The following is an 11,893-nucleotide window of genomic DNA, read 5'->3' as shown; positions in this document are numbered from 1 at the left end:
AAAATACTAATATCTGTAACATCTGTATTTTACAAAATATATCTAACAATTTGGGATATTAATTCAACAGTCTTTCTAAGGCTATTAGGCAATATTATGCTTTTACACCAACGAACTCTAACTATCTTTCTATGAAAGAAACAGGGGTTAACTTTATTGATTCTTTAATAGCAGGAAAATCTTCTTCTGAAGGGTTTTTTGTGAGAGATTATACTATAGATAGGCAAATTTATTTTGATTCTAATAGTAAATATAGATCAGTTATGGAGATTTTATCAAGAATACAAAATGCATGCGATAAGGTTGAAAAGAATAAAACACAAGATGTTATAATTTGCCCAGACGGTATTACAGATTTTAAGATAAATCAACTTATAACGAATGTTAATAATCATATTAGGGCTTTAAATAATCCTTATGGCAGCGGCAAATTACCATCTCAAACTATAAAAGAAATATATAATGCATGTATGGCTGAAAAAGAAAAATTATTCGAAAGTAAAGGTATTAAAAGTATAAAGCTTCAATTAGAAGAAAATAATCATTGGCTTTTTGTTAGAGTACCAATATATAAATGTCAATTATATCCGGGAGGTGGGGTATGTGACAAAAATGGTATTCGTCAATGGTTTGGACTCAAGTCTAGTAATATTGATTATACGGATAGTTTATACTTAGATCCGGATAATTCGATACACAATAAAAAAGGAATCTACTTTAAATCTTATAGCAGGTATCACAATTGTGTAGGATATGTCAGATATTTGCTTGAGGGCTCAGGGATTAATGTTTTTAAAGATTCATCATCATTAGAAAGGTTTGGAGTTACTGATCCAGATAAGCTTGATGGATATCTTAAGCAAGTTAATGATAGGCTAGATGTCCTTAATCTAAAAGCTAACAATATATTATCTGGCTTATTTAAAAATCAGATTGAAGAAAGTCAAATTAAACACTCTCAAGTGATTAATGAATTAAGAAGTTTAAAACTAGACTCATATATAGGAGAATGTAATAAAAGCGGTAATAATTTAGATTCTAAAATTAAAGCATTAATCACATTAATTGAAAAGATAGATTGCAAAAAAAATAATCTTTCTAATGACTTAAAACTATTCATCGCTCAAAAAATCGTTGAAACATATCAATAAGTGAACTATTTTGAGTAAAATATCTATCTTAAATTATTGTATATTACAAATTAATAAGTACATTTTAGAACATCATTATTTTATAGTTTTGATATACTTCTTTATAATGACTTTAAGCTTTGTCAAATTCACTTATAGAGACTTAAATGGATAATAAACAAAAAGTAGATGCATTACTAAATTTAGCAAATAAAAGCCAGGAGTCAAAAAAAGGTAAATTAAAGATTTTTCTTGGATATGCTCCTGGTGTTGGTAAAAGCTACGCTATGTTAAATAATGCAAAATCTCTACAGCGTGATAATAAAGATGTTGTGGTTGGTCTTTTAGTAACTCATGGGAGAGCTGAGACTCAGGCATTACTTGATGGTTTAGAGGTTATGCCTCTTAAAAAAATAAACTATCGAGGTAAGATCTTTGAAGAGTTAGATCTAGATGCGATAAAAGCTAGAAGACCAGATGTTGTTATAATTGATGAGCTACCACACACAAACTTTGTGACATCAAGAAATAAAAAGCGCTATATTGATATAGAAGAGCTACTTGATGAAGGTATATCTGTTTATACTGCTATTAATATTCAACATATCGCTAGTTTATCTTATGAAGTGACACAAATAACTCAAGCCAATGTTAATGAGATAGTTCCAAATGATTTTATACAATCTGCAGATGAGCTTGTTGTTGTAGATATTAGTCCAGAAGAGCTAATAAAAAGATTAAAACAAGGCAAGGTTTATAAAAGTGATGCTATAGATAGAGCTTTAGAAAGATATTTTCAATATACAAATTTAACGATACTTAGAGATTATACTTTTAGAATGGCTGCAAATCATGTTGGCCAAGATATCCAACAGTATAGGAAGCTTTATCAAAATGGTAGTGCTATTGCTACATCTCCATATGTATTGGTTTGTTGTGGCTATGATGAAGCTACACCAAGCTTATTACGTAAAGGTAAGCTCTTAGCTACAACCTTAAACGCTAGATTGATGGCAGTATTTGTGCAAAAACCAAATAAGATAGCAACGAAGCTTAGTTTTGGTGTGATTAGGCGTTATAAAATGTTAGCAAGTAGCTTGGGCTATAATATTGATCATATATTAAGTGATAAAATTTCTGATGGGATACTTGAGTATGCAAACTCAATTGGGGCTACGGATTTAGTTATTGGTAAGTCTATCCGCCCAAAATGGAAAGATAAACTTTTAGGTTCGGTAGTTTATGATATTATTCGTAATAATAATGGTATGCAGATACATATCGTTTCAGTCAATAAAAAAGATCATAAGCTTGAAGTAGCTCCTAAGGCTAAAAAAAATAAGCTTAAAGAATTGTTTATTGATACATTAAAGTCTGCTGTTATAACAGCTCTTGCAGGTATTGCTATATTCTTTAGTTTAGATTTTGCGGGACTCGTATCACAAACTCTTTGTTTTTTGATAGTAATAGCAGCATGCGCTTATAGATATGGCTTAGTCTCTTCAATAGTAACATCATTAATAGGCTTTTTTTTATATACTTATCTATATTTAGAACCTAATTTTGTGTTACATATTTCTAGTTTAGCTGAGTTAATTACCTTAGCAATATTCATGATAATAGTTATTGCTTCTAGCCATGTGATTTTAAGAACAAAAAGGGCTTTTATGCTTCTTAAAGAAAGAGAAAATAATATATCTATATTATATCGTTTTACAAAAATGTTTAATGAAAAGAGTTTAGATAAAGACCTGCGTTCAATTTTTTTGCATGCGCTAGAAGAATATTTTAAATGTGATTTTGTGTTTTTAAGTGTTTCAGATTCTGAACTTGACTCAGCAGCATTTCCTCAGCATCCTAACTTTAATCAGAAAGAGTTAGCTGCTGCAAAATGGAGTTTTAAATATAAGGTTAGCTGTGGCAAAGGAACAAATACTTTTGCGGGCTTGGATTGGGCTATAGAACCTTTGGTTATTGAGAATAGGGTTTTAGGTGTTATCGCAATATACTTAAAATCAGAAGAGGCTATAGAAAGAACATCTTCAGATAGTGTGATTTTAAGTAATATGCTTTCTCATATATCACATCTACTCCTTAAGAGAAGTTTAGAAAAAGAGGAAAAAAAATCATTACTTTTAGATGAACAAAGAAAACTACAAAAATCTATGCTATCTTCAGTATCACACGATCTTAAAACTCCTTTAGCATCAATAATGGGTGCTTTGAGTAGTGTTAAATCTTTTAAAGATTCATTTAGTCAAGAGCAGCAAGATGAAATGCTAGATTTAGCATTAACTGAATCAAAAAGGTTAGATAATTATATTGATAATATTGTTCAAATGTTAAAAGTTGATTCAGGAAAACTTTCATTAAAAATTCATAAGGTTAATAGTAATATTTTCATTAGTGAGGTTCAAAATATTTGCTCACGAATTTATACGGCACAAAAATTTAAATTTATAGCGCCAAGAGAATCTTTTGAAATAGAAATGGATCCTATATTGTTTCAACAAGTTATATTAAATTTAGTTGATAATGCAGTTAAGTTCACTGGAGATACTCAAAAAGAAGTAGTTGTTAGCTTAAAAAGAAAAAATGATAATAGTTGCCTCTTTGAGGTTGCTGATCAAGGTATAGGGTTAAGTGAGTTTGATTTAGAAAAAATATTTACAATATTCCATAGAATAGAAAAAAAAGATAGTTATACTCATGGTAATGGCTTAGGGCTTGCTATATGTAAAGGTATAGTTTCAGCACATAATGGTAAAATACGTGCGTATAGTGATGGAGATGGCAGAGGAAGTATATTTAAAATAACTCTTTCTTTAGTTTCGAGTGTTAAAAATAGTTGATACTAAATACAAATATGAAGCATATAAGATGATACAAAAAATATTATTAGTTGAAGATGAACCTCAGATACGAAAGTTATTAGAAAAAACTTTTTTGGTATTAGGATATGACATTGAGTCTGCTACAACAGCTGCTGAAGCTAGTAAACTTTTAAGTAGTTACGCTCCAGATGTTATAGTTCTTGATTTGGGTTTGCCTGATCAGGATGGCCAAGAGTGGCTTAGAGCAATGCGAATACATAACTCGACTCCTGTGATAGTAGTTTCAGCACGTAGTGACACAGAAGAAGTTGTGAAGGCACTTGAAGGCGGAGCTAATGATTATGTCAAAAAGCCCTTTGACATGCCTGAATTAATAGCTAGAGTTCGGCGACAATTAATCAATTTAGAAGGATCTCAGAAAAAATCTAATTTATTTAAATTTGCTAATCTAACTGTAGATCTTGATGACCATAAAGTTACTTTAAATGGCCACGAGATCCACCTATCAAAAAAAGAATTTATGATTTTAAGTCATCTTGTAAGTCACTCGGGTAAATTAGTTATGCAAAATGTAATTTTAAATGATGTTTGGGGTAACTGCTATGGTGATGGAGCACAATACCTTAGAGTTTATATAGGACAATTAAGAAAAAAATTATCTGAATGTAAAAAGCAACCATTGATAACTACTGAAAATGCGATTGGTTATCGTTTTATTGAGGCCGATTAACTATATATTAATCGAATCTATGTATTAGTTTTTAATAAGGTTGTCCTTTTATTGCTTATATTTTTAATAAAAATTATTCTTGTCAAAAAATATTGTAAAACGCTATTTTTTGCATATTATCTAACGTGGTTATTAATTTAAATTAAGGATGAATAGATGAAAAAAATAGTTGTAGGACTTGGCTTAGTAATGGCTGCAGTAAGTGGTTTTAGTGCAGAAGTAATTAATAGTGGAAGTTCTGTAAATATTAAAACTTCTGGCTGCGGCTTAGTTGTAACAAATGCAAAAGTAGAAAACTATGGTAAAGGTCAAGCTGAAGTTAAAATGAATATAAAAAACAATACTGACAATATGGTAACTATACAAAGTGCTATTTCAGATGTTGATACTAAAACAGAATTGCATCATTTTGTAATGCAAAATGGCAAACATGTGATGAAGCCAGTTGCAGAAATAGATGTTCCTTCTCATAAAACTGATAAATTAGGTTTTCATAAAACTCATGTAATGCTAATTGGAGTGAAGAATGCTCCGTTAAAAGTTGGTAATACAGTAGATTTGACTTTACTTGAAAAAGGTAACTGTAGAATACCTGTTCACGCAACAGTTGTAAAATAAATTGATTTTAAAGCTATGATAATAAAACTTAAGTATCTATTCTGTTTGTTCTCATAGAAATTCGCTAATACTTTCTCAAAAATAAATTTCATGAATTTTAAAAAAGTCATAATGTTTTCTATATTAACATTTGCTAGCTTTGGTATGGCGTTTGCTGATATGGTAGACAGTATTGAAACCTCTTCACCAAATGCAAATAGTTCTAACATTTCAAATAGTAGCATTTTAACAGATGTTATAAATCCATTTGCAAATACTTGGTCATCTCTTACAAATGGGGATGATACTTGGGGTAAAATGTATAATCGAGCAGGTAAGTGGCACTTAGGCGTGACATTCGGTGGAATGATGGGTGGCTCTAATATGGAGATGCGAGGACCTACAGGTACTATTATGATTATGCCTGGATATAATTTAAACAAGTATCTAGGTATTCAATATAATCAAATGATAAGCTATGGAGGATCATTTACTGGTATTGGTGAAGGAACTCTTATGATTCCTACAGGAACAATAATCATGCCATACGCTGCTGCTGGAGCGGGATGGTCTAATATGTCGGGAAATACTCAAGGAGCATGGGATGTTGGAGGAGGTATAATGATTCCTTTATCAAAATACATTAGTATTACGGTTAGTTATAGATATATACAAACTATAGCCCCACTTCCTGTTGCAGGTGGGGGGATGAATCAACCAAATGCAAGAGCTTATATGAGCATGGTCTCTGGAGGCTTAGTTTGGTTTTTTTAGTATACAGAACGCTATTAACTATTTTTGCTTAAATACATATACTTTATAAGCTCATTTTTCTTAGGTCCTACAATTTTCCAACTAAGCTCAATACTCTTATCTAAGATAGATAACTCTGCAGAATATAAATCATCAACACAGACATGTTGATTTTCACTATGCCAGGAATCTTTATCTTTAGGAACTAGATCAAAAAGGTTAACAAGATTGTTATAACCAAAGCGTGCATGAAATAGTCTAATGCGATTTGAATCTATTTTTTGCCATATATATTCATTTTCTATTTTGGCTTCTCGTGATGCTTTATCTAGTTTAAAGTATCCTTGCTCTTTAAAGTATATTGAATCTTGCTCTACTTTGGTTATTACACTACCTTTAGCATATCCATTCCAACCAGTTTGAGATTTTTCACCACTAGAAGATTCAAATTCAAAGTAATTTATTTTTGCTAGTTTAGAAAATAAACTCATATTCTTGGCTATTTTATGATTGTTGCTTATCATTATAGAGTATATTTCTTTAGTTGGTAAAATAAGATATCATTTATAATCCTTATGTGAAAATATTAACATATGAATTCTAGATTTATTGGTTCGATTTTTCTTATAATCGGTACAACTATAGGTGCTGGTATGTTATCACTACCTTTGATTGTGGCAGCATGTGGTTTTACAACTGCAATTATACTTTTAGTTTTATCATGGAGTGTAATGTATATTACCGCATTGAGGCTTTTGGATGTCTGTGTCCAACATCCTATAGGTGTGAATTTTACAACAATGATATGGTCAAGAGCACCAAAAATATATTTAGTTTTTTTTAGTATTATTTATCTGCTTTTATTATATTCACTGCTATCGGCTTATACCACGCAAGGCTCTTCACTCATATCTATGCTTGGTGGAGTTGAACATCAGTCGAGTAAATCTCAAGTTGGAATATCAGCGATTGTTTTTATACTAATATTTGGAGCTTTAGTATTTAGTTATAGAGCTAGTGATTATACAAATAGAGTCTTTGTTATTCTGAAGTTTATGTTTTTTATAATAGCAATGGTAATTATGCTATTTTACATAAATATGAATTATTTAGGTGATGAGCCAGCTGGAGTTTCTGCAATTATATTTGCTTGGCCAACGCTTTTACCAGCATTTGGTTTTCATAATATAATTCCTGTTATTTATGAATATCAAAAAGGTGATGTTAAGAGTATCAGAAGAAGTATATTTATAGGAAGTGTAAGTGTTTTGACTGTTTATGTTATATGGGTGTTTATATCATTAGGGCTTGTTCCTCAACATGGTTCATTCAGCTATCACGAATTGTTTGTATCAGGAAACAACACACCAAGTGGTTTAGTTAACGCAATTAGAACGATATCTGGATCAGACACATTAGAGATAGCACTAAATTTATTTATTCATATTGCAGTAATAACATCATTTATTGGTGTTGGCATATCTTTAATGCATTATATTCGTGATTTATTTACTAAAAATAATAAACAAATAAGTAGTTGGGTTTTAGCATTAATATGCTTTGTACCACCCTTAATCTTCACAGTATTTTATCCACAAGGGTTTATCTTGGCATTAGAATATGCAGCAATATTTGCAGTTATAATATTTGTTTATACACCGGCATTTCTTACTGTAAGGCGAGATCTAAAAGTGTATTTCTCACATACATATGTTGTATCTATGGGAAGTGCAGTTATTTTATTTGAGATTTTTAACTTGTGTTTTAATATCAACCCTTTCTTAAGTTAGTTTATTGACTAAAAACTTTATTTACCCCATATGGTGATGGTGCATTGCTGATATCAACTTGACTTCCTGATGGGCCTATAGATGTTCTAAATTTACTAGGGTCATAAGTAACTTGTATATTGTTAGCCGAGTCGAGGCTATACTCTCCCATTGATGTATTTGTAATTATACCGCGAATATCTGCAGAGATGTTGTTTGTGAGGGATGCTCTTAATATGACTGCTATTATATTTTCATCAATAGGTAAAATACGTTCTATGTTCTGAGCGTTATATGTATTGATTAGTTCTGGGGTTAGGCTATTATCAGTTGGATCTAATCTATATATCCTTAAAGTTGATGATGTTCCAAAAACTATAAAAATACCAGCATTATTACTTATGACCATAGGAGTTGTAGTTAGTGTTGGAGTGGCTCCTAAGTCTGCCAATATATTAGCACAATTTGGAATAGTGAGATCAGCATTTAGAACACAGACTGTTGAAAAAATATCCCCTGCACTTAGTGGTATTACAATAATTCTATCAGTTATCTGATTATTACTAAGTGATATTGGAATTGTGATAGCATTTGATACTGTAAGAGCAGTAGCAATAGTTCTAGAAATACCCGTTGATTGAAGTTGATTACCATTAATAGATCTTAATTCTAGATCTAAAGTTGTTGATGTTGTAGAATTTTGAGTAGCTACTAAATTAAGAGTACTTCCTGATGTTGGTATAAAGCTTATATTAACAAATGCTAATAACATATTAGGCATAGAAATAATAACAAGGATTATTATACTTTTAGAGATATTATAAATATATTTCATATAAATTATTATAAAGCAGAGTTTTATAATAATTTATTGTAGCATGTTTCTATATATTATTTGCTGTTTTGACTTATGTAGAGCTTATTTAAAATTGATCGACCTTGTCAAAAAAAGATAATTGGATCAATTAATAATGATTGATATAATTTGTAACTTACCAATGTGATTAAATATTAAATTAATAATTTTTCCGAAGTTTATCTTTGATAAATAGTTTATTATATAACGATATCTTCGTTAAGAAAGGTGTTTTTTATTAATCATGAAAAGGTTAAAGATAATAAACTTGTCAAAACAACAAGGTTTTTCATTAGTAGAGCTAGTAATAGCTATGTTAGTGATATCTATGGCTGTATTGTCTTATGAGATTATACTTTATAGATCTCAGGTATCAGAGGCTACTTTGAGAGATGATGCGGAGCTTATTGAAACCGTAAATAATAGATTTAATGAATATTTAATTACGGGAAATTTAGATACTAGTGGTTCAAATACAGTTGATGTTATTCAGTCAGGGAGCGGTTGGGTATTTCAAAGTGCCAATGACAATAGTATAAGTATGGAAGTAGACTTACCGACATGATAAAAGTAAAGAAGCAAGGTGTATCATTAGTAGAGGTTTTAGTTACTTTAGCTGTTGCTATTATTGTCATTGCAATTATCGATCAATCATTTTATCAAATAAGAGAGCAACATCTTAACACTATGGAATCACTAGATGATAATACAGAAGTTATAGAGGTAGATAATATTTTTAGAGATTTGGTTGAGGGAGCCTATATCTCAGGTAATGCAATGTATTCTCCATGGAAACTATCAACATCTCAAGTAAGTAACTTGCAAGTTAATCCTTTGGATTATCCAATTATTTATGCTCAAAGAGCACCTTTGATATCAGGAGCTACAATAACTTTGCCAAGTGATGCTCAAAATGGTACAGATGTCCTTGTTTTACAAACTATAGATGATCCGCAGGTACTTACTACTGCTATAGCTTTTGGAGATACTTCATTTACGCGTCCTATAGCACCGGAGGCACCAGCGATTACGGCTTCTAAATTTATGTTATTATCTAGTGAAAGTGATCAAAATCTAATATCTGCTGGTAGTGATGCTACTAGCAATCAAGCTACAGTTAATTTAGTAGGCGGTAGTGGAGCTATTAGTCAAAATTTTCCTGTAGGATCTGTGCTATATACCCAGTATCTTTTTAAAATTGTTTATATTAGAGAGAATATAGATGGTCAAGGTAATGTTGACGATCAGCTATGTCAATTAAGTTCTGATCAAAGTGGAGCACCTGTTCCAACAGTTTTACTAGATGATGTAAGTGACTTACAAATTAGCTATAGAACTAATGCAGGATGGCAAAGAGTTGCTCCAGATGATGACATAAGAATTTGGCACAAGGAAATAAGAGGGTTAAGGTTTGGTTATAGGTTAAATGGAGAAAATCATCAAACCATAGTATCTTTCGGAGGGGTGAGCAGTGCTTATACGTAAACATAATCGTAATCGTAATGGTTTTGCCTTAGTGATGGCTATTGTAATAGCTGTAATATTTTTATCAATGAGCTACTTAGTATACTCATTAACACACACTAACTTATTATTAAGACGTATGACTACGCAAGACCTTCAAGATCATATTGCATTACAGCAGCAATTTGGAGGTGCTATTAGTGGTTCAACCCTTACTTACGAGAGTAATACACCTCCCATACTTTCAAATAATCATATAGCAAGTGCCGAGAATGTAAGATTTAATTCTTTTATTGTTTCAGAGCCAGGCTTTGTTATGAGAACTATTGATTATTATTTAAATATAGGTAATGCTTCGGTTAGCAAAACTGTACAAGTAAGGGTGCCTTCAAATACGCTTTCAAGTAGAGATGCAGGAATTAATAGGGGGAGTATAGCTCTTAATGTTCCAGCTATAAATTTTGATAGCCTTCAAGCACAACAGCTTAACTCAGGTAGTGGAGCATTTGCTGATAATCGAGTTGGCTATATTGGAGATATTGCAATTGATAGTAACTCTGAAGAGCTGACTTTTAGTAGGCCAGGATTTGATGATTTGACATTAGATATATCTAATCAACTAACTAATGGTGGTACATATGCTTTGTCACAAGGCTGGCGTTTAAATGATGGGAATTGGGAAGTTTCTCTGGGAGTTTATGATGCTTCTAATAATAGTGAAAGTGGCTGTGTAATTACAACTAGCTTAAATGATTTTATAGCTAATTTTAATGGACAAAACTGTATTGCGTTAAATAATACAGGTATTATCGTAAGGCCAGACCAAGAGTTTTTAAACTGTTTTGGGGCTTTTCCTAATTTAGATAACTTTGAAGAGTGTAGAGAGAGGGAGTGGTGGAGTCCAGAAGATCCTCCACCTAACCCTCCATATGAAATTGGTGATATTTGTCATCAAGATGGCATCCTTTTTATAGCAATAAAAAGAACTGTAGATATGCCTCTTCGAGCAGAATGGGCATGGAGACCATTTTATCCAGATGATAATTGGGTTCAGCCATATCATCCAGATGTACAATATGCTATTGGTAATAAGATAATATTTGATGGTAGAAGATATATTATGAATACAACAGTTGATTCTGGTAGAGATCCTTATAGTAAAAAAGGTGCAGGATGGAGGGTTGATGATGTTTACCCATGGCATAATAATATAACTTATAAATCAGGTGATATAGTTATTAGGGATTATCAATTTTATAGAGCCAAATGGGAGCATAGCAAAAAAGATCCTTTGACAGCAGGTCAGTGGGGAGAGTGGGCTTATGTAGGATATGTTAATGATGACTTAACCGCTTTAGATTATTTAAATACATGTGACAATACAGTGACACCAACACAGCAGTACTTAAATTGTTATGGAGCCTATCCAGCTACTGGAGGTCGTGAAAGTTGTTCTGAGACAGGTCGTTATACTAGAGGAGATGAGTGTGTTTATGAGGGGTTATTAATGGGAAATGTAAGTTTACCATTTTTTACTCCAACAACAGGCTGGCCAGGAGGAAGTGATGCTAATTATTGGCGAGTAGTTTATCCAAATAATAACTGGGTTATGCCATATAATAATAATGTGAGATACAATGTTGGAGCTAGAGTTATTTGGCGTGATAAACGCTTCGAGCTAATAAAGACTGTTGAATTAATATCCCAAATTGTTAGATATATTTTGTAAAATACAGATGTTACAGATATTAGTTTTTAAT

The 11,893-nt window shown here is 31.5% G+C and carries 11 protein-coding genes; 9 read left to right on the top strand and 2 right to left on the bottom strand.

Translation table 11 applies throughout. From position 1 onward, the window contains the following. The first annotated feature begins 131 nt into the window (after positions 1 to 131). The 5 genes from R8535_RS10010 to R8535_RS09990 all read left to right on the top strand — a co-directional run bounded on the left by R8535_RS10010 (position 132) and on the right by R8535_RS09990 (position 6,065). Positions 132 to 1,151, top strand: coding sequence for a hypothetical protein (locus R8535_RS10010; protein ID WP_329498901.1), 1,020 nt, complete (start codon positions 132 to 134; stop codon positions 1,149 to 1,151). Between the two features lie 146 nt (positions 1,152 to 1,297). After that, positions 1,298 to 3,982: an ATP-binding protein gene (locus R8535_RS10005; RefSeq protein WP_329498900.1), complete on the top strand. Its 2,685-nt coding sequence runs from the start codon at positions 1,298 to 1,300 to the stop codon at positions 3,980 to 3,982. A gap of 28 nt (positions 3,983 to 4,010) precedes the next feature. Next, positions 4,011 to 4,694, top strand: coding sequence for a response regulator transcription factor (locus R8535_RS10000; protein WP_329498899.1), 684 nt, complete (start codon positions 4,011 to 4,013; stop codon positions 4,692 to 4,694). 156 nt (positions 4,695 to 4,850) lie between these two features. After that, positions 4,851 to 5,312: a copper chaperone PCu(A)C gene (locus R8535_RS09995; RefSeq protein WP_329498898.1), complete on the top strand. Its 462-nt coding sequence runs from the start codon at positions 4,851 to 4,853 to the stop codon at positions 5,310 to 5,312. Between the two features lie 297 nt (positions 5,313 to 5,609). Beyond that, positions 5,610 to 6,065, top strand: coding sequence for a hypothetical protein (locus R8535_RS09990; protein ID WP_329498902.1), 456 nt, complete (start codon positions 5,610 to 5,612; stop codon positions 6,063 to 6,065). Between the two features lie 14 nt (positions 6,066 to 6,079). Here the strand turns inward: R8535_RS09990 and R8535_RS09985 are convergent, their stop codons facing one another. Beyond that, entirely contained in the window at positions 6,080 to 6,535 is a 456-nt protein-coding gene (locus tag R8535_RS09985; RefSeq protein ID WP_329498896.1) for a DUF6314 family protein, read from the bottom strand. A gap of 102 nt (positions 6,536 to 6,637) precedes the next feature. Here R8535_RS09985 and R8535_RS09980 point away from each other — a divergent pair, with 102 nt between their 5' ends. Continuing rightward, the gene (locus R8535_RS09980; protein ID WP_329498894.1) at positions 6,638 to 7,834 is read left to right on the top strand and encodes an amino acid permease; all 1,197 of its coding nucleotides are present in this window, start codon (positions 6,638 to 6,640) and stop codon (positions 7,832 to 7,834) included. A 1-nt stretch (position 7,835) separates the two neighbouring features. Here R8535_RS09980 and R8535_RS09975 read toward each other — a convergent pair whose 3' ends face one another. Continuing rightward, entirely contained in the window at positions 7,836 to 8,648 is an 813-nt protein-coding gene (locus R8535_RS09975) for a hypothetical protein (RefSeq protein ID WP_329499511.1), read from the bottom strand. Between the two features lie 265 nt (positions 8,649 to 8,913). Here R8535_RS09975 and R8535_RS09970 point away from each other — a divergent pair, with 265 nt between their 5' ends. The 3 genes from R8535_RS09970 to R8535_RS09960 are packed head-to-tail and all read left to right on the top strand — an operon-like array spanning position 8,914 to position 11,862. Further along, a complete protein-coding gene (locus tag R8535_RS09970; protein ID WP_329498890.1) occupies positions 8,914 to 9,234 on the top strand; it encodes a type II secretion system protein in 321 nt (106 codons plus the stop codon). Beyond that, positions 9,231 to 10,154 carry a hypothetical protein gene (locus R8535_RS09965; RefSeq protein WP_329498888.1) on the top strand — a complete coding sequence of 308 codons (924 nt, stop codon included), beginning with the start codon at positions 9,231 to 9,233 and terminating at the stop codon, positions 10,152 to 10,154. Before R8535_RS09970 ends, R8535_RS09965 begins: the two co-directional genes overlap by 4 nt. Further along, positions 10,141 to 11,862, top strand: a complete 1,722-nt coding sequence (locus tag R8535_RS09960) for a hypothetical protein (RefSeq protein WP_329498886.1) — start codon at positions 10,141 to 10,143, stop codon at positions 11,860 to 11,862. The genes R8535_RS09965 and R8535_RS09960 overlap by 14 nt, the downstream gene beginning before the upstream one ends. The last annotated feature ends 31 nt before the right edge of the window (positions 11,863 to 11,893 follow it).

Origin of the sequence: Francisella sp. 19S2-4 (assembly GCF_036281795.1) — a bacterium.
GTDB lineage: Bacteria > Pseudomonadota > Gammaproteobacteria > Francisellales > Francisellaceae > Francisella.
The sequence above is the reverse complement of the archived record's forward strand: the minus strand, read 5'-3'. Positions and strand labels throughout refer to the sequence as shown.

What these genes read in the sequence shown, in the direction of transcription:
- R8535_RS10010 (WP_329498901.1), top strand. Translation starts at nt 132, where the DNA reads ATGAAAGAAACAGGGGTTAACTTTATTGATTCTTTAATAGCAGGAAAA.
- R8535_RS10005 (WP_329498900.1), top strand. Translation starts at nt 1,298, where the DNA reads ATGGATAATAAACAAAAAGTAGATGCATTACTAAATTTAGCAAATAAA.
- R8535_RS10000 (WP_329498899.1), top strand. Translation starts at nt 4,011, where the DNA reads ATGATACAAAAAATATTATTAGTTGAAGATGAACCTCAGATACGAAAG.
- R8535_RS09995 (WP_329498898.1), top strand. Translation starts at nt 4,851, where the DNA reads ATGAAAAAAATAGTTGTAGGACTTGGCTTAGTAATGGCTGCAGTAAGT.
- R8535_RS09990 (WP_329498902.1), top strand. Translation starts at nt 5,610, where the DNA reads ATGTATAATCGAGCAGGTAAGTGGCACTTAGGCGTGACATTCGGTGGA.
- R8535_RS09985 (WP_329498896.1), bottom strand. Translation starts at nt 6,535, where the DNA reads ATGAGTTTATTTTCTAAACTAGCAAAAATAAATTACTTTGAATTTGAA.
- R8535_RS09980 (WP_329498894.1), top strand. Translation starts at nt 6,638, where the DNA reads ATGAATTCTAGATTTATTGGTTCGATTTTTCTTATAATCGGTACAACT.
- R8535_RS09975 (WP_329499511.1), bottom strand. Translation starts at nt 8,648, where the DNA reads ATGAAATATATTTATAATATCTCTAAAAGTATAATAATCCTTGTTATT.
- R8535_RS09970 (WP_329498890.1), top strand. Translation starts at nt 8,914, where the DNA reads ATGAAAAGGTTAAAGATAATAAACTTGTCAAAACAACAAGGTTTTTCA.
- R8535_RS09965 (WP_329498888.1), top strand. Translation starts at nt 9,231, where the DNA reads ATGATAAAAGTAAAGAAGCAAGGTGTATCATTAGTAGAGGTTTTAGTT.